Raw genomic sequence first — 22,510 nt, 5'->3', positions numbered from 1 at the left:
CATGGACTTCCTTCGCCCCGCCAGCTGGGAGGAGGCGCTCGCCGCTAAGGCCGAGCACCCCACCGCTGTGCCCATCGCGGGCGGCACGGACGTGATGGTTGAGATCAATTTCGACCACCGCCGCCCCGAGTACCTGCTCGACCTGAACCGTATCGGTGACCTGAGCGAGTGGGAGGTCGGAGAGAAGACCGTACGCCTGGGCGCCTCCGTTCCCTACACGAAGATCATGGAAAACCTCCGGACCGAACTCCCGGGTCTGGCCCTGGCCTCGCACACGGTGGCCTCCCCGCAGATCCGCAACCGGGGCGGTGTCGGCGGCAACCTCGGCACCGCCTCCCCGGCCGGTGACGCGCACCCCGCGCTGCTCGCCGCCGACTGCGAGGTCGAGGTCGAGTCCGTCCGCGGCCGCCGCATGATCCCCATCGACGACTTCTACACCGGCGTCAAGCGCAACGCCATGGAGCCCGACGAGCTGATCCGCTCGGTGCATCTGCCCAAGGCCGACGGCCCGCAGCAGTTCTCCAAGGTCGGCACCCGCAACGCCATGGTCATCGCGGTCTGCGCGTTCGGCATCGCGCTGCACCCCGAGACCCGTACGGTCCGCACCGGCATCGGCTCGGCCGCGCCCACCCCCGTCCGCGCCAAGGAGGCCGAGGACTTCCTCGCCGCGGCGCTGGAGGAGGGCGGCTTCTGGGAGTCCGGAGCGACCATCCCGCCGTCCGTGGCCAAGCAGTTCGCGCAGCTCGCCAGCGGCGCCTGCAATCCGATCGACGATGTGCGCGGAAGCGCCAAGTACCGCCGGCACGCGGTGGGAATCATGGCGCGCCGCACCCTCGGCTGGACCTGGGAGTCCTACCGCGGAAACGCCCAAGGCACCAAGGGAGGCGCACAGTGCGCGTGAACTTCACCGTCAACGGCCGTCAGCAGGAGGCCGACGACGTCTGGGAAGGCGAGAGCCTGCTGTACGTCCTCCGGGAGCGGATGGGCCTGCCGGGTTCCAAGAACGCCTGTGAGCAGGGCGAGTGCGGCTCCTGCACGGTCCGCCTGGACGGCGTGCCGGTCTGTTCCTGTCTCGTCGCCGCCGGTCAGGTCGAGGGCCGCGAGGTCGTGACCGTCGAGGGCCTGGCGGACTTCGCCAAGCAGCGCGCCGAGCACGGCGGCTGTGCCTCCGGCGCCTGCGGCACGGGCCTGGACGACGCGAAGAGGTGGGCCGCCAAGCCGGCCGACTCGCAGACCGGCGGGACCACCGAACTCTCCCCGATCCAGCAGGCGTTCATCGACGCGGGCGCGGTCCAGTGCGGATTCTGCACGCCGGGCCTGCTGGTCGCCGCCGACGAACTGCTGGAGCACAACGACTCACCGTCGGACGCCGACATCCGTGAGGCGCTGTCGGGCAACCTGTGCCGCTGCACGGGCTACGAGAAGATCCTCGACGCGGTACGGCTGGCGGCCGCCCGCGACGAATCCCGGACCGCCGGACAGGGGGCCTGATCGCCATGGCTGGTGTCACCCGCACACCCACCGACCTCACCCAGGGCGGCAAGACCAAGGCCGGCATCGGTGAGTCCACGCTGCGGCCCGACGGCACCCTCAAGGTGACCGGCGAGTTCGCCTACTCCTCGGACATGTGGCACGAGGACATGCTGTGGGGGTTCACCCTCCGCTCGACCGTGGCGCACGCCGAGATCGTCTCCATCGACATCTCCGAGGCGCTCGCGACCTCCGGTGTCTACTCCGTCCTCACCTACGACGACCTGCCCACCGAGGTGAAGAACTACGGCCTGGAGATCCAGGACACGCCGGTTCTCGCGCACGGCAAGGTGCGCCACCACGGCGAGCCGGTCGCGCTGGTCGCCGCCGACCACCCGGAGACGGCGCGCCGCGCCGCCGCCAAGATCAAGATCGAGTACGCCGAGCTGCCGATCGTCACCGACGAGGCCTCCGCCACCGCCGCGGACGCGCCCCTGATCCACGAGGGCCGCGACGACCACCACGCCGGTCACGTACCGCACCCCAACATCGTCCACCGCCAGCCGATCGTCCGCGGCAACGCCGACGAGGCCGCCAAGAAGGCCGATGTCATCGTCTCCGGCGAGTACGTCTTCGGCATGCAGGACCAGGCGTTCCTCGGCCCGGAGTCCGGCCTCGCGGTGCCCGGCGAGGACGGCGGCGTCGACCTGTACGTCGCCACCCAGTGGCTGCACTCCGACCTGCGCCAGATCGCGCCGGTCCTCGGCCTGCCCGAGGAGAAGGTCCGGATGACGCTCTCCGGCGTCGGCGGCGCCTTCGGCGGCCGCGAGGACCTGTCGATGCAGATCCACGCCTGCCTCCTGGCGCTGCGCACCGGGAAGCCCGTCAAGATCGTCTACAACCGGTTCGAGTCCTTCTTCGGGCACGTCCACCGGCACCCGGCCAAGCTCTGGTACGAGCACGGCGCCACCAAGGACGGCAAGCTCACGCACATGAAGTGCCGCATCGTGCTGGACGGCGGCGCCTACGCGTCCGCCTCCCCGGCCGTCGTCGGCAACGCCTCCTCCCTCTCGGTCGGCCCGTACGTCGTCGAGGACGTCGACGTCGAGGCGATCGCGCTCTACTCCAACAACCCTCCGTGCGGCGCGATGCGCGGTTTCGGTGCGGTCCAGGCGTGCTTCGCCTACGAGGCGCAGATGGACAAGCTCGCGGCGAAGCTGGACCTCGACCCGGTGGAGTTCCGGCAGCTCAACGCCATGGAACAGGGCACGCTGCTGCCGACCGGCCAGCCCGTGGACTCGCCGGCCCCGGTCGCCGAGCTGCTGCGCCGCATCAAGGCGATGCCGCTCCCCCCGGAGCAGCAGTGGCTGGCGGCGGGCGAGGAAGCGGACGTCCGCGCGCTGCCCGGCGGCCTGTCCAACACCACGCACGGTGAGGACGTGGTCCGCGGCATCGGCTACGCCGTCGGCATCAAGAACGTCGGCTTCTCCGAGGGCTTCGACGACTACTCCACCGCGCGGGTGCGCATGGAGGTCGTCGCCGGCGAGGCGGTCGCGACCGTGCACACCGCGATGGCGGAGGTCGGCCAGGGCGGTATCACCGTCCACGCGCAGATCGCCCGCACCGAGTTGGGCGTCGAGCAGGTCACCATCCACCCGGCCGACACCCAGGTCGGCTCGGCCGGCTCCACCTCGGCCTCCCGGCAGACGTACATGACCGGCGGCGCGGTGAAGAACACCTGCGAGGCGGTGCGCGAGAAGGTCCTGGAGATCGGCCGCCGCAAGTTCGGCACCTACCACCCGGCGTGGGCCACCGCCGAACTCCTGCTGGAGGGCGGCAAGGTCGTCACCGACGGCGGCGAGGTCCTCGCGACCCTCGCGGACGTCCTGGAGGGCGAGGCCGTCGACCTGGAGCTTGAGTTCCGGCACCGGCCCACCGAGGCGTTCGACCTGCACACCGGCCAGGGCAACGGCCACGTCCAGTACTCGTTCGCGGCCCACCGCGCGGTCGTGGAGGTGGACACCGCGCTCGGCCTGGTCAAGGTGATCGAGCTGGCCTGCGCCCAGGACGTCGGCAAGGCCCTCAACCCGCTGTCCGTCGTCGGCCAGATCCAGGGCGGCACCACCCAGGGCCTGGGTGTGGCGGTCATGGAAGAGATCATCGTCGACCCCAAGACCGCGAAGGTGCGCAACCCCTCCTTCACGGACTACCTCATCCCCACGATCCTCGACACCCCGACCATCCCGGTCGATGTGCTCGAACTCGCCGACGACGCGGCCCCGTACGGGCTGCGCGGCATCGGCGAGGCCCCCACCCTGTCATCCACCCCGGCCGTCCTCGCGGCGATCCGGAACGCGACGGGGCTGGAGCTCAACAAGACGCCGGTGCGCCCCGAGCACCTCACCGGCACCTGATCCGTCCGGGGGCCACCCCCGGACCCCGGTTCCGGGCGGTGCGCGACCAAGGGGTGTCCCTGTCCGTCCTCCTCCGCGCACCGTCCGGATCCCGTACCACCCGCATCACGCAGTCGCTGTCCCGGCCTCCCCGCCGGCCAGTACCCACAGCGTTCGTCTCGGGCCGTCCCCCGGGTCGTGCAGCCGAAGTTGTCCCAAATCTCGCACCTGTTGCGAGGGCCCCTGTGAACCTTGGGAGTCAGGCACCATGACCCAGCAGTCCACTGAGCCGAAGACGGTGGCGGAAGACGCGGGCACCGGCTCGCGCCAGCCCGCCGGCCGCTCTTGGCTCGACCGCTACTTCCACATATCGGACCGAGGCTCGACGGTCGCGCGAGAGCTGCGCGGCGGCATCACCACCTTCATGGCGATGTGCTACATCCTCCTGCTCAACCCGCTGATCCTGTCGACACCGGACGTCGAGAAGAACACCCTCGCGCACGCGGGCGTGGTCACCGCCACCGCCTTCGGCGCGGCCGTCTGCACACTGTTGATGGGCTTCATCGGCAAGGTGCCGCTGGCCCTGGCGGCCGGGCTCAACGTCTCGGCGGCCCTGACCACCCAGGTGGTCCCGAACATGACGTGGCCGCAGGCCATGGGCATGTGTGTGATGTACGGCGTCGTCATCATGCTCCTGGTGGTCACCGGCCTCCGCGAGATGATCATGAACGCCATCCCGCTGGCCCTCAAGCACGCGATCACCATGGGCATCGGCATGTTCGTCGCCCTGCTCGGACTGGTGAAGGCCGGCTTCGTGGGCAAGGGTCAGGGGGGCCCGGTCACTCTCGGCCCTACCGGTGAACTGGCCGGCTGGCCCGTCCTGTTCTTCTGCGTCACGCTGCTGCTGATCTTCGCGCTGCAGGCCCGCAAGGTCCCCGGTGCCATCCTCATCGGCATCGTCGCCGGCTCCGTCCTGTCCATCGCCGCCACCAAGCTCGGCGGACTCACGGACAAGGACTGGGGCGGGGCGTCGCCCGAGCTGCACGGCAGCGCCGTCTCGATGCCCGACTTCGGACTCTTCGGCCATGTCGAGTTCGGTGGCTGGGGCCAGATAGGCGCGCTCAGCGTCGGCATGATCGTCTTCACCCTGGTGCTGGCCGGCTTCTTCGACGCCATGGCCACCATCATCGGCGTCGGCACGGAGGCCCAGCTGGCCGACGAGAAGGGCCGGATGCCGGGCCTGTCCAAGGCGCTGTTCGTGGACGGCGCGGGTGGCGCGATCGGCGGTATCACCGGCGGCTCCGGGCAGACCGTGTTCATCGAGTCGGCGAGCGGCGTCGGAGAGGGCGCCCGGACGGGCCTGTCGTCCGTCATCACCGGCCTGTTCTTCGCGGCCTGCCTGTTCTTCACCCCGCTCACCCAGCTCGTGCCGGCCCAGGTGGCCTCGGCCGCCCTGGTCGTCATCGGTTCGATGATGATGAGCGCCGCCGCACATGTGGACTGGAGCGACCGCTCCGTGTCCATCCCGGTCTTCCTGACCGTGGTCCTGATGCCGTTCACCTACAGCATCACCGCGGGTGTCGGAGCCGGCGTCATCGCCTACGTCGTCATCAAGACGGCACAGGGCAAGTGGCGCGAGATCGGCCCCTTCATGTGGGTGCTGACCGGCATCTTCCTCGTCTACTTCTCGCTGCATCCGATCGAGCAGTGGCTGGGCGTCAAGTAAGCGCCCGCCCTCTCCCCGTCCGTTAGGAGACCGACATGCTGGACATCGCCGAAGAGCTGCACCGGTGGGTCGAGCAGGGACGCGATTTCGCGGTGGCCACCGTGGTGGCCACCAACGGAAGCGCACCCCGCCAGCCCGGGGCCGCACTCGCCGTCGACACGGACGGCACGGCGATCGGGTCGGTCTCCGGCGGATGCGTGGAGGGGGCGGTGTACGAGCTGTGCCAGGAGGCGCTCAAGACCGGCGAACCCGTTCTCGAACGCTTCGGCTACAGCGATGAGGATGCCTTCGCGGTGGGTCTGACCTGCGGCGGAATCATCGACATCCTCGTCACCCCGGTACGGGTGAGCGGCCGTGGACCCGCCGCCGACAGCGGGTCCGCCGGCACTTCGGTGGACAGCACTGCCGCGACGCTCGCCGCCGCGCTGGCCGCCGCCGCCCAAGGGGAGTCGGCGGCGGTCGCGCGGGTCATCCAGGGCCCGGCCGAACTGGTCGGCCGCGCCCTGCTGGTGCGTCCCGACGGCAGCCGCACCGGCACCCTGGGCGGCCACCCCGCCCTCGACCGTACGGCCGCCGAGGAGACCCGCGCCCTCCTGGACGCCGGGCGCACCGCGACCCTGGAGATCGGTGCGGACGGCTCGCAGTGCGGCCGGCCCGTCGTCCTCCTCGTGGAATCCTCCGTCCCCGCGCCCCGGATGATCGTCTTCGGCGCCATCGACTTCGCCTCCGCGCTGGTCAAGGTCGGCAAGTTCCTCAACTACCACGTCACCGTCTGCGACGCCCGCCCGGTCTTCGCGACCAGGACCCGCTTCCCGGACGCCGACGAGATCGTCGTCGACTGGCCGCACCGCTACCTCGACTCCCAGGAACTGGACGCCCGTTCGGTGCTGTGTGTGCTGACCCACGACGCCAAGTTCGACGTCCCGCTGCTGGAGCGGGCGCTCCGGCTGCCGGTCGCCTACGTCGGCGCCATGGGGTCGCGCCGCACGCACCTGGACCGCCAGCAGCGACTGCGCGAGGTCGGCCTGACCGAACTCGAACTCAACCGGCTGCGCTCGCCCATCGGCCTGGACCTCGGGGCCCGTACCCCCGAGGAGACCGCGCTCTCCATCGCCGCCGAGATCGTCGCCAACCGCCGTGGCGGCACCGGAAACCCGCTGACCGGCGCCCATACGCCCATCCACCACGACGCGGCCCGGCCGGTGGGCCGGATCGGGTCGGTGGCCTGAGGGCAGCCGGCCGCCCAGGACCGGCGGTCCCTTCGTCCCCCGGTCCTGGCGGCGGGTGGATCCCGGGACCGTCACGGCGCGGGCGCGGCACACCCCACCGGGTGCCGCGCCCGCGTGCGCCCTTCCGGGCGACGGCGGCAAGGGCGGTCGGCTCGACCGGCGTTGGGTCTCGGCCTCGGCCGTCGACCCGCCTCGGCCGTCGGCCGTCCCAGGCGTTGGTCCGCCTCGGGCCCTTGCGGACGGGAGCTGTCCGCAGTGCCTTCTACCCTCGGCTCCCATGACGCAGCGATCCACCGCTCCCCTCCTCACCGCCGGTGCCCTCGGCCGCGCCACCCTGGAACGTCAACTGCTGCTGAAGCGCAGCGGGTTGAGTGCCCTGGAGGCGGTGGAGCGACTGCTCGGCCTGCAGGCCCAGTCGCCGCGCCCGCCCTACTACGCGCTCGCCGCGCGCCTCGCCGCCTTCCGTCCGCAGGAGCTGTCCGGCCTTCTCGAAGACCGCCGGGCCGTACGGATCTCCGCACTGCGCTCCACCCTCCACCTGCTCAGCGCCCGCGACGCGCGCCTGCTGCGGCCGCTCACCCGGCCGGTGCACGACCGCGTGCTGCGGGGCAGTTTCGGCGCAGCGCTGTCCGGCGTCGATCGGCACCGGCTGGCCGCGGTGGCCCGAAGGCTCGTCGAGGAACGCCCGATGACGTTCCAGGAGCTGGGCGAGCGGCTGCGGGAGGAGTGGCCCGGACACGACCGCCGGCCGCTGGCCATGGCTGCCCGTCAGCTGCTGCCGCTGGTGCAGATCACCCCGCGCGGGCTGTGGGGCCGCGGCGGAGCGGCGGCGCACACCACCCTCGACGCCTGGCTCGGCGAGAGCGCCCCGGAACCGGAGGCGGAGGCGGAACCGGTGTCGGAAGCGGCGTCGGAGCCGCGGGCCGCGCTGCCCGCCGTGCTGCTGCGCTGCCTCGCGGCCTTCGGGCCGGCCTCCGTCAAGGACATGCAGACCTGGTGCGGCCTGACCCGGCTGCGCGAGGTGGTCGACCCGCTGCGCCCGCGCCTGCGCACCTTCCGCGACGAGCACGGCGTCGAGCTCATCGACCTGCCCGATGCGCCGCGCCCCGACCCCGGCACCGAGGCGCCGGTCCGCTTCCTCCCCGCATACGACAACCTCGTTCTCTCGCACGCCGACCGCACCCGGATCATCACCCCCGAACACCGGCGCCGCACCTGGCAGGGCAACGTCGCCCACCGCACCCTGCTCCTCGACGGCACCGTCCGCGGCCGGTGGCAGATCGAACAGGCCGGTGACACGGCCCGGCTGACGGTGGAGCCGTTCACCGAGCTCACCCGCGCCGAGCGCGCCGCGGTCGAGGACGAGGCGCCCTCGGTGTTGCGGATGGCGGCCCCGGGCGCCCCGCACGACGTCCGCTTCGGGCCTCTCGCCCCGGCGGGCGGCGGGGGATGATGTCCGGACGGCGGCAGTCGCCGCGGCGGACGGGAAGCGAGCGGGGACCGAGTGGTAACCGGCGGGAGCGAGGGCGGGCGTGGAGCTCAGACAGGTGCGGTATTTCGTCATGGTGGCGCAGGAGCTGCACTTCGGGCGGGCGGCGGACCGGCTGCACATCGTGCAGTCGGCGGTGAGCCAGCAGATCCGGCGGCTGGAGCGGGAGTTGCAGACCGACCTGTTCGATCGGTCGGCACGCCGGGTCCGGCTGACGCCGACGGGTGAGCGGTTCCTGCCCGAGGCGCGGGCGCTGCTCGCCGCCGAGGAACGGGCCCGCGCCGTCGTCGCCGACCTGACCACCACCCGGGCGGGCATCCTGCGTGTGGGGACGAGCACGGGCCTGGGGTCGCACCTGGACCGCGTACTGGATGCCCTCGCCGGGCTCGCCCCGGAGCTCGGCGTGGAACTGGTCGCCGCTCCGGCCCGTGAGCGCCTGGAGCGGGTCGCGGCCGGTGAGCTGGACGCGGCGTTCGTCCGCGGCGACGCGAACGACGCGGGCGCCTCGGCCGCCCTGAGCTTCGTACCGCTGTGGCAGGACCCGCTGGTCGCCGCCGTCCCGGCGCGGCACCCGCTCGCCTCCTCGCCCGGCACCGTCGCGCTGGCCGACCTGGCGGACATCCCCCTGGTCCTGACCGAACGCCGTGCCAACCGTCGCCTGGTCGACCTGGTCGTCACCGCCTGCCACCACGCCGGCTTCACCCCCGTGCCCGGTCCGCGGCCCGGCTCCCTGGACAACACCCTGACGGCCATCGGCGCCGGCGGCCCCGCCGACGCCCTCTGGACCGTCGTCTACGCCGCGCACGCCCGCCGGCTGAGCACTCCGCGGGTGGCCTACCTCCCGTTCCGCAACCCGGGGATGGAGCTGACCACCTACCTGGCGGTGCAGCGGGCGGAGCCGTCGGAAGGGGTCGCGATGCTGCTGCGGGCCTGCGCGGCCCAGAACGAGAGCGATGCTCTCGTCGTCGATCCCTGATCCCGACCGGGACCGCCGCTCACACGGCTGAGCACCGCTCAGGGAACAGCGCGCCGTTCACCGTCGCCTGCCGCGGCCCGCCGGGCCCCTCCAGGTGTCACCGCCCACCTGTGATCGCCCACCTGTGATCACCCACCCGTGAACGTCGACCCGTGATCGCCCACCCGTGACCGATCTCGATCAGCGATCGCTGTGTGCGCGATCCGCTTCTTGGTCGCGCGCCCCGCAGGCGATGGACTGTTCCCACGCCGGTGAGCCGCCCGGAAATCCCGGAAGGCCGCCGCTGACAAGGGAGTTCCGCCATGCCGATCGTCACCGTCCAGCAGGGCCCGCGCAGCGTCGAGCTCAAGCGGGAGCTGGTCAAGCAGATCACCGACGCCTTCGTGGACGCGTACAAGATCCCCGCCGAGGCCGTACAGGTGTGGATCCAGGAGGTCCCCGCCGACAGCTGGGGGGCGGCGGGCAGGCTGACCGCCGACAAGTAGCGGACCGCGGGCGGGGCCTCCTACGGCAGCGCCCCCGCCCGCCGCGCCGCGACCACCGCCTGGAGGCGGGTGTGGGCGCCCAGCTTCCGCATCGCGGACCGGAGATAGCCCTTCACCGTCTCCGGCCGCAGCCCCAGCCGCTCCGCCACCGACGCGTTGGTCGCACCCGAGGCCACGCACGCCAGCACATCCACCTCGCGCGGCGACAGCACCGGCCCCGCCCCGCCCCCGGCGCCCGCCCGGCCCGCCGGCGAGGCCGTCGCGAGCCGGCCGCACGCCGCCAGCAGCTCCTGCCGCAACAGCGGATCCTCGACCCGCTGGGCCAGCGCCCGCAGCTCGCCGTGGGCCTCGCGCACCTCTTCCCACATCGCCGGGTCGGCGGCCGTCGGCTGCCGCGCCACCGACAGCAGCCGCGCCGCCTCGTCCTGCACCAGCAGCGCCTGCTCGAGCTCCCGGGCCGCCGCCATCGCCGCCGACAGCGGCCGGTCACCGAGGTGCACCGGCCGCCGCAGCGCCCCGTAGAGCACCCCGCGCACCCGCCGCCGGACGACCACCGGTACCGCCAGCACCGACCGCAGCCCCTCGGCGGCCACCGCGGCGTCGTATTCGTGGCTGATGACCGCCGAGTTGCGGTAGTCGGTCACGGCGAAGGGCCGGGACAGCGCCACCGCCTTGCCGCCCAGTCCGTTGCCCCGCAGGATGTCCAGCCCGCTCAGCACCGCGGTCTGCGTCCCGGCGAGTTCGTTGATCCGGTAGCGCGCGGAACCGGCCAGCAGTCCGCCGAAGGCCACCGGCAGCCCGCTGCCCCGCCGTAGCCGCGTCAGTGCCGCCCGTACCTCCACGGCCTCGTTAGCCCCCGACTCGCGCTGCACGCCGAAACCTCCGCTTCCCCCCATCAGGGGGTGGTGGGACCTGCGCTTTGATTACACGATGGCTGACAGCGGTGCGGCAATGAGGAGGACACAGGACTTATGACGGAGACGGAAATCGGTGCGGCGGGCCGCTCACCGGCTGCGACCAAGGAGTTCCGGGCGGCGCGCGACCTGCTGCTGAGGCACCGGGAGGACTACGGCGCGGCCCGCGCGGACTTCGCCTGGCCCCGGCCCGCCCGGTTCAACTGGGCGCTCGACTGGTTCGATGTGATCGCCCGGGACAACGACCGCACCGCGCTGCACATCGTCGAGGAGGACGGCAGCGAACTGCGCCGCAGCTTCGACGAGATGCGCCGTCGCTCCGACCGGGCCGCCAACTGGCTGGCAGCTCAGGGAGTGCGGGCCGGTGACCGGATCGTGGTGATGCTCGGCAACCAGTGCGAGCTGTGGGAGACCGCGCTGGCCGCGATGAAGCTGCGCGCCGTCGTCATTCCCGCCACGCCGCTGCTGGGTCCGGCCGACCTCGCCGATCGCGTCGGCCGGGGCGGGGCCCGGCATGTGATCGTGCGCGCTCAGGACCGGGAGAAGTTCGCCGCCGTGCCGGGCGACTACACCCGGATCGCGGTCGGCGCCGCGGACACGGACACCGGCACGGGCACGGATGCGGCCGGCGGCGCGGACGGCGGCTGGCTCACGTACGAGGATGCCTACGCGGCCCCCGAGACGTTCGAGCCGACCGGGCCCACCCCGGCCGATGCCTCCCTGATGCTCTACTTCACCTCCGGTACCACCGCCCGCCCCAAACTCGTCGAGCACACCCACGCCTCGTATCCCATCGGTCACCTCGCGACGATGTACTGGATCGGCCTGCGCCCCGGGGACGTCCACCTCAACATCTCCTCGCCGGGATGGGCCAAGCACGCCTGGTCCAACCTCTTCGCGCCGTGGAACGCCGAGGCCACCGTCTTCATCCACAACTACAGCCGCTTCGACGCGGCCCGCCTGATGGCCGAGATGGACCGGGCCCGCGTCACCAGCTTCTGCGCCCCGCCCACCGTCTGGCGGATGCTCATCCAGGCCGATCTGTCGGCGCTCGCCGCCCCACCGCGGGAGATCGTCGCGGCCGGTGAACCGCTCAACCCGGAAATCATCGAGCAGGTACGGCAGTCCTGGGGCGTCACGATCCGGGACGGCTTCGGGCAGACCGAAACCGCCGTCCAGGTGGCCAACACCCCCGGCCAGCCGGTCAAGGCGGGCTCCATGGGCCGCCCCACCCCCGGCTACGACGTCGTCCTGCTCGACCCGGTCAGCGGCGAACCGGCCGACGAGGGGGAGATCGCCCTCGACCTCTCCGCCCGGCCGGTGGGTCTGATGACCGGCTACCGCGGCGATGCGGCCCGCACCGCCGAGGCGATGGCCGGCGGCTACTACCGCACCGGCGACATCGGCTCCCGCGACGGCGACGGCTGGATCACCTACGTCGGGCGCGCCGACGACGTCTTCAAGGCGTCCGACTACAAGATCTCGCCGTTCGAGCTGGAGAGCGCCCTCCTGGAACACGAGGCGGTCGCCGAGGCCGCCGTGGTACCCGCCCCCGACCCGCTGCGGCTGGCCGTGCCCAAGGCGTACGTCGTCCTCGCGGCCGGCTGGGAGCCCGGCCCGGAGACCGCGAAGCTGCTCTTCGAGCACTCCCGCGAGGTCCTGGCCCCCTACAAGCGCATCCGGCGGCTGGAGTTCGCCGATCTGCCCAAGACCGTCTCCGGCAAGATCCGCCGCATCGAGCTGCGGGAGCGCACCGCGCAGGGCGACGGCGGAGCCGAGTACCGAGAGGAGAACCACCGATGAGCGGCCGGCAGCCGGCGCCCGGGCTCCCCGACGCGAGCACCGGGCTCTCCTACGCGAGCGGGGTCGCCGAACGGCCCCTGCTCGGCTCCACCATCGGCGCCGACCTCGCCCGCACCATCGCCCGGTGCGGCGACCGCGAGGCGCTGGTCGAGGTGGCGAGCGGCCGCCGGTGGACGTACACCGAACTGGGCCGCACGGTCGACGAAGTGGCCCTCGGCCTGCTCGCCAAGGGCGTCGGCAAGGGCGACCGGGTCGGGATCTGGTCCCCCAACTGCGCCGAGTGGGTTCTCGTCCAGTACGCCACCGCCCGGATCGGCGCCGTCCTCGTCAACGTCAACCCCGCCTACCGTGTCCATGAGCTGGCCTACGTCCTGCAACAGGCCGGCATCACCGTCCTGGTCTCCGCGGACCGCCACCGGTCCAGCGACTACCGCCGGATGATCGAGCAGGTGCGCGCGGACTGCCCGGCGCTGCGTGACGTCGTGCTGATCGGCGATCCCACCTGGGACGGCATGCTGGCCGCCGGGGGCGCCGTCCCGCACGCCCGGCTCGCCGAGTGCGAAGCGGCCCTGTCCACCGACGACCCGGTGAACATCCAGTACACGTCCGGGACCACGGGCTTCCCCAAGGGCGCCACCCTCTCCCACCACAACATCCTCAACAACGGCTTCTGGGTGGGCGAGACGGTCGGCTACACCGAACACGACCGGGTCTGTCTCCCCGTGCCCTTCTACCACTGCTTCGGCATGGTCATGGGCAATCTGGGCGCCACCTCGCACGGCGCCTGCATCGTGATCCCCTCTCCCGCCTTCGACGCCGCCGCCACCCTCCGCGCCGTCCAGGACGAACGCTGCACCTCCCTCTACGGCGTCCCGACCATGTTCATCGCCGAGCTCAACCACCCCGACTTCGCCTCGTACGACCTCTCCTCGCTGCGTACCGGGATCATGGCGGGCTCCCCGTGCCCGGAGGAGGTCATGAAGCGGGTGGTCGCCGAGATGCACATGGCCGAGGTCTCCATCTGCTACGGCATGACCGAGACCTCCCCGGTGTCCACGCAGACCCGCCGCGACGACGACCTCGAGCACCGCACGGCCACCGTCGGCCGGGTGCTGCCGCACATCGAGGTCAAGGTCGCCGACCCGGCGACGGGCGTGACCGTGCCGCGCGGCGCCCCGGGCGAACTGTGCACCCGCGGCTACAGCGTGATGCTCGGTTACTGGGCGGAGCCGGAGCGCACCGCCGAGGTCATCGACGCCGCCCGCTGGATGCACACCGGCGACCTCGCGGTGATGAACGACGACGGCTACGTCCGGATCGTCGGCCGCATCAAGGACATGATCATCCGTGGTGGTGAGAACGTCTACCCGCGCGAGATCGAGGAGTTCCTCTACACCCATCCCAAGATCGCCGACGTGCAGGTCGTCGGCGTCCCGGACGAGAAGTACGGCGAGGAGATCGCCGCGTGTGTCATCCTCCGGGACGCCGAAGACCCGCTGACCCTCGACGAGTTGGCCGGCTTCTGCCGCTCGCGTCTCGCGCACTTCAAGGTGCCGCGCCACCTGGAGATCGTCGACGCCTTCCCGATGACGGTCAGCGGCAAGGTCCGCAAGGTCGAACTGCGCGAGCGGCTGGCGAAGGGGCGGGGGGCGGTGCGGTAGGGCCCGCCCCCCGGCGGCTCAGGGCCGGGCCCCGGGCGGCCGGCACAGTTCGGCGGGCGCACCGTCGCGGAGCATGTCCTCCGCCAGGAGTCGGGCCCAGGCCGGTCGCCAGCGGGGCGCGCGGGACGCCATCTCGGTTGCCAGAGTGCCCGGCAGGGCGGCGGTGTGACCGAGGTGCGCGCGCCACCAGTCGGGCAGATGGTCATGGGCACGGTCGACGGTGACGGCGTCGGCCGTGACCTGCACCCGGACGTACAGCCAGCGGCCGGACGCGGCGTCGGCGTCGGCCCGCCGCACGTCGTCCAGCAGCTGCGACACGTCCGCGTCGAGCCGTTTGCCCTGCTCGTCGCGGTAGCAGTCGGCGCGGTAGGGGTTCTGGCCGTCGGCGCCGTCGCAGAACGCGGCGCTGAGCACCCAACGGCCGTCCTCCCCGGGACGGTTGTCCCGCAGCCAGGCTGCCAGCAGCTCCAGCGCGGGGCTCCCGGAGGGTGCCGGGCGCGGCAGCTCGGCAGCCGCGCGCATGGCGACGGCGATCGCCCCCGCGTACTGTTCCGGCAGGTCACACGGCACGCGCCGGCCGGCCGGCGCGCCGCTTCCGGCAGGCAGCCACGGCCGGGCGACGGTGCGCGCGGCCGCCGCCCGGGCCTCCGGCGTCCCCTTGCGGTGCACCTCGTCCGCATCGGCGCCGTCGTCCACCAGCGCGTCGAGGACCGCCCGCACCTCGCTGTCGTCGGCGGGGACCATGACGCTCAGCCCGTCTTCCCGGACGCCGTCCGGATACGGGGCGCGACCCCATGCCCCGTCCGCCCACCAGTAGACGAACCCGATGGTCTCCTCGCCGCCGATCACGGCGATCAGCCACTCCCACGGCAGCCAGTCGGGACCGCCCGCCAGCAGATCGGCGGGCGGGGACAGGCAGACGGTGTCGCTGTAGTCGTTGTCGATCCCGAAGAGCACCGCGCGGCCGCCTTCGATCCAGGTCAGTGACCACCACCCGTTGCCGATGTCGTCGGAGTGCAGGCCGGCGTCGTCCACGTGGTAGTTGTGCACCGGGAGCGGCCCCTCCGCGGCCCAGGCGGCAAGTGTGGCGCCGTGGGACCACAGCACCTCGGGGGGCGGCGGCGCCGCGTTCGGCACGTACCCCAGATCGACCGGCGCGGCGCCGTCGGGGTCGCCCGCCGCCGCGAGCAGGGCGGGGAGCTGCGGCGGCCAGAGCGGGTCGGGACAGGCGGCGAGTTCGGCCGGGGTCCACCAGCGGCCGTGCAGGATCCCGTCCGCGGCGTGCGCCGCCGCCACCCCCTCGGCCGGCTCCCGGCGCTCCCCGCGGGTGAGGTAGATGTGCTCGTACTGGCGTACGGGTATCGCCGCCCGGGTGAAGTCGTGCTCCCAGGTGCACAGCAGCGGACCCGGCTCCAGGCCGGTCCAGCCGGTCTCCTCCTGCAACTCCCGCAGCGCGCCCTCGCGTGGGCTCTCGCCGGGATCGAGCCCGCCGCCGGGGAGCGCCCAGTGGACGCCGACCTCTTCGTTGTCGTAACGGAGGAGGAAGACCGCTCCGTCGGGATCGAGCACGGCAACGCGTGCCGCCAGGCGGGATGTTCGCATCGGGTCAGCCTAACGGCGTCGCGGAGCCGCCCTGTTCTCTTCGCGTCCTCTTCGTACGGAGTTTCGACGAGGAGCCCCCACGCGCGGCGGTCGGCCCGATCGTGACAGGATTTCCGCACGGGCCGGGCGCATCGCGCCGCGAGGGCCCGCCCCCCACCCACCCTGCCGAAGAACGGAAATCCATGACACGTATTGCTCGTTGGGCGACCGTGGCCGCCGCCGCAGTCGCTTCCCTGGGGGCCTTCGTCGCTCCCGCCCAGGCCGCCGGTTCCGGCCACCTTCCCCCCACCGAGGTCCGCACCGCGGGCTGCCTCGGCAGCACCGGCCACGACGCCGCGGACCGGATGGTGATCGACGCCGACAGTGCCGCCGCCTTCTACCGCTGCCACCCGTCCAACGGCGGGACGGCGGACCGCCAGGAGCGCACGACCTGCGCCCCCGGCACCCTCTTCGACTGGTCGGCCGGCGCCTGCCGGTCGGCCCGCGCGGTGCCCGAGATGGGCACCCGGCTGACCGCCGGGGACGCCGAGCTGTCCGCAAAGCCCCCGGCCGAGGTCACGGTCCGCGATCTGCACGCGACCCTGCGCCGGGCCGACGCCCGCGGCCCGCAGGGCGCCATCGGCAACGCGACCGTCACCTTCACGGACGGCGCCGGCAAGGTCCTGTGCGTGGCCAGGACCGACACCGCCGGCCGAGCTTCCTGTGACGCCGAGCGGCCGCTGTCCGCCGTCGGCACGGTGCTCGGCGGCTACACCGCCGAGTACGCCGGCAACGGCAGCGTGAACGGGAAGTTCGCCACCGTCGCCCCCGCCACCGCACGGGGCGGCGTGCGCTGAGCCGCGCCCCCGGCGCGCCCGTGCCGGGCACCGCCCACCGCACGGCGCGCCGGGGGCCGGACGGTCAGCGTCCTTCCCCCGGCCAGTCCAGCAGGAGGCGCCGGGCGCGCGGCAGGGCGGCGACGATCAGGTCGTAGGAGTCCTCGATCATGTCGAGGACCAGCCGGTCGGGCAGCCCGCCGGTGAGGGAAACGGTGTTCCAGTGCCGCTTGTTGAGGTGATAGCCGGGCACCACCTCCGGATGCGCCGCGCGCAGCCGCTCGGCGAGCTCCGGCTCGCACTTGAGGCTCACGGTCAGCGGCGCGGCCCCCAGCGACGTCAGCGCGAAGATCTTGCCGTCGACCTTGAAGGTCGACACCTCCGGATTCCGGGGGAACGGGAATTCCTCGGACGTGCCGTTGAAGCCCAGGCAGACGGCTCGGAGGGCGTTCGCGTCGATCATCCCGGCATTGTCCCGCACTCCCCCGCCCGCCCCCCGCCCCCCGCCCCCCCGCCCTCTCGGCCCGCGACCGGTCGCCGTCACCGCGTCGGCGCGGCGCGGCGCATGCACACCCGCGGCCGGCGGTCCAGGCCCCGCCGCGCCTCCTCGGCGCGGATCTCCCGCAGACCGGGGGTGAGTTCGTCGTCGGCGAGCACCCGGAACCCGATCCGCTCGTAGTACGGCGCGTTCCACGGCACCTCGGCGAAGGTGGTCAGGGTCAGGGCAGCGGCTTCCGGCCACTCCGTCTCCGCCCGGTCGATCAGGGCGCGCCCGACGCCGCGGCGGGCGTGGTCGGGATGCACCGAGACCTGCTCGACGTGCAGACAGCCGTCGACCGGCTCCCAGACCAGATAGCCGACCGGCCCGCCGCCGGGCGCCGCCTCCGCGTACGCGGCGAGCAGCCGTCCCGCCTCCCGGTGGCGCATCAGCTCTGCCACCGAGGCCGGTTCGTCGTCGGCGACCCAGTCCATGCCGAGCGGGCGGAAGGCTTCTCCCGCGGCCCGTTCGACGGCGCGCAGTACGGGCAGTTCGGCGAGGTCCGGCTGATGGAGGATCACCCGTGCAGTGTCGCCGAGGGAACCGGCCCGGGCGACGGGATTTCCGTGGCGTCGCCCCCGCGGCAGCCGCCCGCGGCGCCCGTCGGCAGGTGCTCACGGCCGTGCTCCGCGGGGGTGCGCGTCGAGGGCGGCCACATAGCGCCGGGCCACCTCGGCGGCCGGGGTGCCGTCGGCCGGGTCCCGCCCCATGGCGGCGAGGGTCTCGGCGACCCAGCCGGGGCGGACGGCGGTCAGCCGCAGTCCGCGGGGCAGTTCGACGGCGGCGGCCTCGACGAACGCATCCAGCCCGGCGTTCACCAGTGCGCCGAACGCCCCACCCGGGGTGGGCTGTTCGAAGACGCCACTGGTCAGGACGATGGTCCCGCCGTCCCGCAGGGCGCGCAGGGCACGCCGGGCCAGGTGCACCTGGCCGAGCAGCTTGCCCTGCAGTCCGGCGGTGAAGTCCTCGTCGGAGGGCGAGTCCAGCGGCGTCAGCCGGCCGCTCGCCGCACAGCAGACGACGGCGTCCGCGTCCGGCACGGCGGCGAACAGCGCGTCCACCGAGGCCATGTCCGCCAGGTCCACCTGCACCGGGCCGCGCCGTGCGGCCCGTACGACCTGGTCGCCGCGGTCCGTCAGGTGCCGGGCGACGGCGCTGCCGATGGTGCCCGTCGCGCCGATCACAATGATCTTCATGCGGACGATCCTGCCGGACGCCGGGTGCGCTACCCAGCCCCCTGATGGGGGGAGGACCGCGGTGCCTACCCCCGCGAGGTGCAGGCCGGCACCGGGTACGGTCCGAAGCGGGCCGGTGCCGGGTGCCGTCAGACTGGCCTCATGGAGCGGACATCCGAACTGGGGGAGTTCCTGCGGACCCGGCGGGCGCGGCTGTCACCGGGCGATGCGGGGGCGGTCGGCCACGGCGGCCGGCGGCGCGTACCGGGGCTGCGGCGGGAGGAGCTGGCGCAGCTGGCCGGGATCAGCGTGGGGTACTACACCCGCCTGGAACAGGGGATCAGCGCGAACGCCTCGGATGCGGTGCTGGATGCGCTCGCCCGGGTACTGCGGCTGACCGACACCGAGCGGACGCATCTGTACGGGCTCGCGCACCCCGGCCGTGGGGCGGAGCCCGGCCCGGAGCGCACCGAACGCCTGCGGCCGTCCGTCCGGCGCATGATCGGGGCGCTGGGGGAGGCGCCGGCGGTGGTGCTCGGACGGTTCCTGGACGTACTGGCCTGGAACCGCGCCGGGCATGCGCTGCTCGCGAGCCATCTGCCGTTCACCGCCCCGGACGGTGAGGACGGTGAGGGCGGTGACGGCGGCGACGGCCGGCCCAATGTTGTACGGATGGTGTTCCTCGACCCCCGCTACCGTGCGTTGTACGCGGACCTGGACGACAAGCTGCGCGACACCGTCGGCGGGCTGCGGCTGATCGCCGGCCGGTGGCCGGACGCACCGCGGCTGCGCGCACTGATCGCCGAGCTGACGGCGCACAGCGCACAGTTCGCGGAACTGTGGGCCGGGCATCCGGTCCGTACCTGTGCGACGCACACCCGGGAGTACCGCCATCCGGCCGTCGGCGCGCTCACCCTCACCGACGAGGGGCTGATGCTGCCGGACGACGCCGGGCAGCGGGTGGTGATCTTCCACGCGGCGCCCGGATCGCCGTCGGCCGGCGCCCTGCGGCTGCTGACGGCGGCCGCTCCGGCGCCGACGGTCAACGTCCCGTCGCCCCGTACTTGATCAGCTCGTCGGCCGGGTCGTTGACCGGCTGCGGGGTACCGGTGAGGTCCATGACGAACAGCGGGAGGCGCAGGTCGTCGGCGCGGCCGCGGGCGTCGTGGGTGTAGCCGGCCAGGGAGAAGAAGACGGCTATGGCCGAGTCGTTGAGGCCGTTGAGCCAGACGCACTCGATCTCGCGGAGTTCGGTGGACCGGGTCGTCGGGTCCACCTGTGCCACCACCCCCTTGCCGCGCAGGTCCACGCCGGCGGCGGTGCGTTCGCGGGTGCGGGCGACGTCCGTGAAGCCGAGCCACTTCAGATACTGCGCGGCGGCGGTCACACAGTCGCGGGCCGTACGGATGGTCACCGGACGGAACGCGGCCCGCTGGCCGTGCTGGCCGTGCTGGGCGGAGGGGCGGACGGCGGGGGTGACGGAGGTCCCCGGGCCGGGCGGGCCGGGCACCGAGGGCGGGGGAGCGGGGGCCACGGGGATGCGGACGACGGTGCCGCAGGCGCAGCCCGACTCCGGTGCCGGCCACTCGTCCTGCCGCCCGCAGACCTCGCACCGGACCTCCACCCAGGAGGCCTGCCAGGTGCGGTGGAGTATCTCGACGGGGACTCCACCGCGCAGCACGGGCATCGTCAGGGGCGCGCCGCAGGCGCAGGGGAAGGTGGGCGGGGTGAAGGCGTTCTCGCGGCGGCACGTAGGGCACCGCACCGGCACGCTGTCGGCCATATGTGCTCCTGGCAGGTAGGTCGGCAGCCGGGACGGCGCTGCCGCTGCTGCCATGGTCTCTCCAAAACCGGGCGCGGGGGGCGGAAATACGAGGAGAGTCGCAGGCCGGGCGGGGCACGGCGCAGGCGCGTGGGAGCGCACGAGGGGCCCGGAATCCGTGACCGTACGGATTCCGGGCCCCTCGTGGGTGGTTCCCGTCCGGTGACGCGAGAGTTGGGCGCGACAGGACATCGCACCACCGGACGGAGTCTGTGGTGTCCCCGGGACGGAGACCGGGGGACGGAGGCAGGAGGCGGGCTCCGCGGCGGGGGAGTGGCTCGCCCATCCCTATCGGGCGAGCACTGCCACCGCACTGGTAACTCCCCGGGTGCCGCGGAGCACCGCGCTACCTCTCCGTACCGGCCGACCACCCCTCAACGGGCCGGCCGGTACGGATGCGCAAGGTGCCGACCTCCCGTCAGTCCTCGCGCAGCTCGCGGACCCTGGCCTCCACGCGCTTGCCGTAGTCCTGGTCGGCGGCGTGGAAGTGGGCGAGGTTCTTCTCGATCACGTCGTCGCGGCCGACCTGGGAGAGGCCGCCGGCGATGTTGTTCACCAGACGGGTCTTCTCGTCCGCCGACATCAGGCGGTAGAGCTCACCGGCCTGGAAGAAGTCGTCGTCCTTGGTGTGCGCGGGGGCCTCGTGCGTGCCGACGTGACCGGTGACGGCGAGCGGCGCGGAGAGCGGCTCGTTCGTCTGCACGGGGCCGCTGTACGAGTTGGGCTCGTAGTTCTTCGCGCGCCGGTCGTAGGCGTTGGCGGCCATCAGGCCGTCCCGGCCGTAGTTGTTGGCCTGGGTCGCCTTCGGGGCGTTCACCGGCAGCTGGGTGTGGTTGACGCCCAGGCGGTAGCGGTGCGCGTCGGCGTAGGCGAACAGCCGACCCTGGAGCATCTTGTCCGGGGACGGGCCGATGCCGGGCACGAAGTTGTTCGGGGAGAAGGCCGACTGCTCGACCTCGGCGAACACGTTGTCCGGGTTGCGGTCCAGGACCAGACGGCCCACGCGCTGCAGCGGGTAGTCGCGGTGCGGCCACACCTTGGTCAGGTCGAACGGGTTGAAGCGGTAGTCGGCCGCCTCGGCCGCCGGCATGACCTGCACATACAGCGTCCAGGAGGGGTACACGCCCCGCTCGATGGACTGCAGCAGGTCGGTCTGGTGGCTGTTGGGGTCCTTGCCGGCGAGCTCGGCGCCCTGGTCGGCGTCCAGGCAGCGGATGCCCTGGTTCGTCTTGAAGTGGTACTTGACGAAGAACGACTCACCCTCGGCGTTCGTCCACTGGTAGGTGTGCGAGCCGTAGCCGTTCATGTGGCGGTAGGAGGCCGGGATGCCGCGGTCGCCCATGAGCCAGGTGATCTGGTGGGTGGCCTCGGGGGCGTGTGCCCAGAAGTCCCAGACGTTGTCCGGCTCCTGCTTGCCCGTGAAGGGGTCGCGCTTCTGCGAGTGGATGAAGTCCGGGAACTTGATCGGGTCCTTGATGAAGAACACCGGGGTGTTGTTGCCGACGAGGTCGTAGTTGCCCTCTTCGGTGTAGAACTTCAGCGCGAAGCCCCGCGGGTCACGGGCCGCGTCCGGGCCGCCGAGGTTGTCGGCCACGGTCGAGAAGCGGATGAACGTCTCGGTGCGCTTGCCCACGGTGTTGAGGAAGTCGGCGCGGGTGAACCCGGTGACGTCGTCGGTCACCTCGAAGTAGCCGTAGGCGCCGGAGCCACGGGCGTGGACGACGCGCTCCGGGATGCGCTCGCGGTTGAACCGGGCGAGCTTCTCCAGCAGGTGCTGGTCCTGGAGGATGATCGGGCCGCCGACGCCGGCGGTTGAGGAGTTCTGGTTGTCGGCGACCGGGGCGCCGGACTCGGTCGTCAGCGTGGGCTTCGACATGGTGACCTTCCGTACGAGAGCGCGGAATCGGCTTCCGCATGTCGGAGCGTAAGAACAGCTCCGACCAAACGTCAACAGTTTGTTGAAATGCTGCGTGGATTGAAACGCGGTGCGCGATGTTCCGGGCGACGGCCGCGCCTGGGCGCGACAGGACAGGTGTCGGCGTGGCCGCCGCCCGGAAACTCAAGGGTGCGGGACCTGGACAGCCGGGTCCCGACAGGCGTCAGCCTTCGACGGTGTGGCCGGAGAGGCGTTCGACGCCGCGGAGGAGGGCGGAGTGGTCGAGGTTGCCGTCGCCCTGGGCGCGGAGGGAGGCGACGAGGGAGGCGACGACGGCTCCGACGGGGAGGGCGGCGCCGACGGTGCGGGCGGCGTCGGTGACGATGCCCATGTCCTTGTGGTGGAGGTCGATGCGGAAGCCGGGTGCGAAGTCGCGGTTTTTGAAGTTGTCCTTCTTGCGGGACAGGACGGTGGAGCCGGCCAGTCCGCCGCCCAGGACCTCGAGGGCGGCGGGCAGGTCGACGCCGGACTTCTCC

Annotated in this window: 20 protein-coding genes; 12 read left to right on the top strand and 8 right to left on the bottom strand. The window is 72.6% G+C overall.

The genetic code is table 11. The annotated features are described in order from the left end of the window. The first annotated feature begins 1 nt into the window (after nucleotide 1). The 8 genes from ACGFML_RS22975 to dmpI all read left to right on the top strand — a co-directional run bounded on the left by ACGFML_RS22975 (nucleotide 2) and on the right by dmpI (nucleotide 9,768). Nucleotides 2-901 carry an FAD binding domain-containing protein gene (locus tag ACGFML_RS22975; RefSeq protein WP_393546477.1) on the top strand — a complete coding sequence of 300 codons (900 nt, stop codon included), beginning with the start codon at nucleotides 2-4 and terminating at the stop codon, nucleotides 899-901. Next, entirely contained in the window at nucleotides 892-1,491 is a 600-nt protein-coding gene (locus ACGFML_RS22970; RefSeq protein WP_393546476.1) for a (2Fe-2S)-binding protein, read from the top strand. The genes ACGFML_RS22975 and ACGFML_RS22970 overlap by 10 nt, the downstream gene beginning before the upstream one ends. A gap of 5 nt (nucleotides 1,492-1,496) precedes the next feature. Beyond that, the gene (locus tag ACGFML_RS22965) at nucleotides 1,497-3,884 is read left to right on the top strand and encodes a xanthine dehydrogenase family protein molybdopterin-binding subunit (RefSeq protein ID WP_393546474.1); all 2,388 of its coding nucleotides are present in this window, start codon (nucleotides 1,497-1,499) and stop codon (nucleotides 3,882-3,884) included. A gap of 247 nt (nucleotides 3,885-4,131) precedes the next feature. Further along, a complete protein-coding gene (locus tag ACGFML_RS22960) occupies nucleotides 4,132-5,589 on the top strand; it encodes an NCS2 family permease (RefSeq protein WP_393546472.1) in 1,458 nt (485 codons plus the stop codon). Between the two features lie 35 nt (nucleotides 5,590-5,624). Continuing rightward, a complete protein-coding gene (locus tag ACGFML_RS22955) occupies nucleotides 5,625-6,818 on the top strand; it encodes an XdhC family protein (protein ID WP_393546470.1) in 1,194 nt (397 codons plus the stop codon). Between the two features lie 277 nt (nucleotides 6,819-7,095). Continuing rightward, nucleotides 7,096-8,271 (top strand): winged helix DNA-binding domain-containing protein, encoded by a 1,176-nt coding sequence (locus ACGFML_RS22950; RefSeq protein ID WP_393546468.1) that lies wholly within the window; start codon nucleotides 7,096-7,098, stop codon nucleotides 8,269-8,271. Between the two features lie 79 nt (nucleotides 8,272-8,350). Beyond that, nucleotides 8,351-9,283 carry a LysR substrate-binding domain-containing protein gene (locus ACGFML_RS22945; protein WP_393546466.1) on the top strand — a complete coding sequence of 311 codons (933 nt, stop codon included), beginning with the start codon at nucleotides 8,351-8,353 and terminating at the stop codon, nucleotides 9,281-9,283. 302 nt (nucleotides 9,284-9,585) lie between these two features. Beyond that, the gene (gene dmpI, locus ACGFML_RS22940) at nucleotides 9,586-9,768 is read left to right on the top strand and encodes a 4-oxalocrotonate tautomerase DmpI (protein WP_393546464.1); all 183 of its coding nucleotides are present in this window, start codon (nucleotides 9,586-9,588) and stop codon (nucleotides 9,766-9,768) included. A 20-nt stretch (nucleotides 9,769-9,788) separates the two neighbouring features. On the opposite strand, the gene ACGFML_RS22935 is transcribed toward dmpI, so the two are convergent. After that, nucleotides 9,789-10,664, bottom strand: coding sequence for a LuxR C-terminal-related transcriptional regulator (locus ACGFML_RS22935; RefSeq protein ID WP_393546462.1), 876 nt, complete (start codon nucleotides 10,662-10,664; stop codon nucleotides 9,789-9,791). A gap of 75 nt (nucleotides 10,665-10,739) precedes the next feature. Here ACGFML_RS22935 and ACGFML_RS22930 point away from each other — a divergent pair, with 75 nt between their 5' ends. Both ACGFML_RS22930 and ACGFML_RS22925 read left to right on the top strand, forming a co-directional pair. Continuing rightward, nucleotides 10,740-12,485: an AMP-binding protein gene (locus tag ACGFML_RS22930; RefSeq protein WP_393546460.1), complete on the top strand. Its 1,746-nt coding sequence runs from the start codon at nucleotides 10,740-10,742 to the stop codon at nucleotides 12,483-12,485. Next, a complete protein-coding gene (locus ACGFML_RS22925; protein WP_393546458.1) occupies nucleotides 12,482-14,146 on the top strand; it encodes an AMP-binding protein in 1,665 nt (554 codons plus the stop codon). Before ACGFML_RS22930 ends, ACGFML_RS22925 begins: the two co-directional genes overlap by 4 nt. An 18-nt stretch (nucleotides 14,147-14,164) precedes the next feature. Here the strand turns inward: ACGFML_RS22925 and ACGFML_RS22920 are convergent, their stop codons facing one another. Then, a complete protein-coding gene (locus ACGFML_RS22920; protein WP_393546456.1) occupies nucleotides 14,165-15,748 on the bottom strand; it encodes an NUDIX hydrolase in 1,584 nt (527 codons plus the stop codon). A gap of 182 nt (nucleotides 15,749-15,930) precedes the next feature. On the opposite strand from ACGFML_RS22920, the gene ACGFML_RS22915 reads away from it, so the two are divergent. Continuing rightward, on the top strand, nucleotides 15,931-16,584 hold the full coding sequence (locus tag ACGFML_RS22915) for a hypothetical protein (RefSeq protein WP_393546454.1): 654 nt from the start codon (nucleotides 15,931-15,933) through the stop codon (nucleotides 16,582-16,584). A 64-nt stretch (nucleotides 16,585-16,648) separates the two neighbouring features. Here the strand turns inward: ACGFML_RS22915 and ACGFML_RS22910 are convergent, their stop codons facing one another. The 3 genes from ACGFML_RS22910 to ACGFML_RS22900 form a co-directional block, all read right to left on the bottom strand. Continuing rightward, nucleotides 16,649-17,026, bottom strand: coding sequence for an MmcQ/YjbR family DNA-binding protein (locus ACGFML_RS22910; protein WP_393546452.1), 378 nt, complete (start codon nucleotides 17,024-17,026; stop codon nucleotides 16,649-16,651). 77 nt (nucleotides 17,027-17,103) lie between these two features. Next, entirely contained in the window at nucleotides 17,104-17,622 is a 519-nt protein-coding gene (locus ACGFML_RS22905; protein WP_393546450.1) for a GNAT family N-acetyltransferase, read from the bottom strand. Nucleotides 17,623-17,715: 93 nt separating this feature from the next. Continuing rightward, on the bottom strand, nucleotides 17,716-18,297 hold the full coding sequence (locus ACGFML_RS22900) for a short chain dehydrogenase (protein WP_393546448.1): 582 nt from the start codon (nucleotides 18,295-18,297) through the stop codon (nucleotides 17,716-17,718). Between the two features lie 141 nt (nucleotides 18,298-18,438). Here ACGFML_RS22900 and ACGFML_RS22895 point away from each other — a divergent pair, with 141 nt between their 5' ends. Further along, a complete protein-coding gene (locus tag ACGFML_RS22895; RefSeq protein ID WP_393546446.1) occupies nucleotides 18,439-19,344 on the top strand; it encodes a helix-turn-helix domain-containing protein in 906 nt (301 codons plus the stop codon). Here the strand turns inward: ACGFML_RS22895 and ACGFML_RS22890 are convergent. The 3 genes from ACGFML_RS22890 to ACGFML_RS22880 form a co-directional block, all read right to left on the bottom strand. Then, complete coding sequence (locus tag ACGFML_RS22890; RefSeq protein WP_393546997.1) at nucleotides 19,319-20,059, bottom strand: hypothetical protein; 741 nt, start codon at nucleotides 20,057-20,059, stop codon at nucleotides 19,319-19,321. The genes ACGFML_RS22895 and ACGFML_RS22890 overlap by 26 nt on opposite strands. 457 nt (nucleotides 20,060-20,516) lie before the next feature. Continuing rightward, nucleotides 20,517-21,974, bottom strand: coding sequence for a catalase (locus ACGFML_RS22885; RefSeq protein ID WP_393546444.1), 1,458 nt, complete (start codon nucleotides 21,972-21,974; stop codon nucleotides 20,517-20,519). Between the two features lie 223 nt (nucleotides 21,975-22,197). After that, the coding region (locus tag ACGFML_RS22880) for an NAD-binding protein (RefSeq protein WP_393546442.1) at nucleotides 22,198-22,510 on the bottom strand (313 nt) is incomplete at its 5' end.

The sequence above is a fragment of the Streptomyces sp. NPDC048650 genome, from assembly GCF_043199095.1.
In the GTDB taxonomy this organism is placed as follows: Bacteria; Actinomycetota; Actinomycetes; order Streptomycetales; family Streptomycetaceae; genus Streptomyces.
The sequence above is the reverse complement of the archived record's forward strand: the minus strand, read 5'-3'. Positions and strand labels throughout refer to the sequence as shown.

Bases quoted from the DNA above. Each gene is read 5' to 3' on its own strand.
- ACGFML_RS22960 (WP_393546472.1), top strand. From the start codon at position 4,132: ATGACCCAGCAGTCCACTGAGCCGAAGACGGTGGCGGAAGACGCGGGC.
- ACGFML_RS22910 (WP_393546452.1), bottom strand. From the start codon at position 17,026: ATGATCGACGCGAACGCCCTCCGAGCCGTCTGCCTGGGCTTCAACGGC.
- ACGFML_RS22915 (WP_393546454.1), top strand. From the start codon at position 15,931: ATGACACGTATTGCTCGTTGGGCGACCGTGGCCGCCGCCGCAGTCGCT.
- ACGFML_RS22900 (WP_393546448.1), bottom strand. From the start codon at position 18,297: ATGAAGATCATTGTGATCGGCGCGACGGGCACCATCGGCAGCGCCGTC.
- ACGFML_RS22930 (WP_393546460.1), top strand. From the start codon at position 10,740: ATGACGGAGACGGAAATCGGTGCGGCGGGCCGCTCACCGGCTGCGACC.
- ACGFML_RS22965 (WP_393546474.1), top strand. From the start codon at position 1,497: ATGGCTGGTGTCACCCGCACACCCACCGACCTCACCCAGGGCGGCAAG.
- dmpI (WP_393546464.1), top strand. From the start codon at position 9,586: ATGCCGATCGTCACCGTCCAGCAGGGCCCGCGCAGCGTCGAGCTCAAG.
- ACGFML_RS22975 (WP_393546477.1), top strand. From the start codon at position 2: ATGGACTTCCTTCGCCCCGCCAGCTGGGAGGAGGCGCTCGCCGCTAAG.
- ACGFML_RS22950 (WP_393546468.1), top strand. From the start codon at position 7,096: ATGACGCAGCGATCCACCGCTCCCCTCCTCACCGCCGGTGCCCTCGGC.
- ACGFML_RS22935 (WP_393546462.1), bottom strand. From the start codon at position 10,664: ATGGGGGGAAGCGGAGGTTTCGGCGTGCAGCGCGAGTCGGGGGCTAAC.
- ACGFML_RS22885 (WP_393546444.1), bottom strand. From the start codon at position 21,974: ATGTCGAAGCCCACGCTGACGACCGAGTCCGGCGCCCCGGTCGCCGAC.
- ACGFML_RS22925 (WP_393546458.1), top strand. From the start codon at position 12,482: ATGAGCGGCCGGCAGCCGGCGCCCGGGCTCCCCGACGCGAGCACCGGG.
- ACGFML_RS22920 (WP_393546456.1), bottom strand. From the start codon at position 15,748: ATGCGAACATCCCGCCTGGCGGCACGCGTTGCCGTGCTCGATCCCGAC.
- ACGFML_RS22895 (WP_393546446.1), top strand. From the start codon at position 18,439: ATGGAGCGGACATCCGAACTGGGGGAGTTCCTGCGGACCCGGCGGGCG.
- ACGFML_RS22890 (WP_393546997.1), bottom strand. From the start codon at position 20,059: ATGGCCGACAGCGTGCCGGTGCGGTGCCCTACGTGCCGCCGCGAGAAC.
- ACGFML_RS22955 (WP_393546470.1), top strand. From the start codon at position 5,625: ATGCTGGACATCGCCGAAGAGCTGCACCGGTGGGTCGAGCAGGGACGC.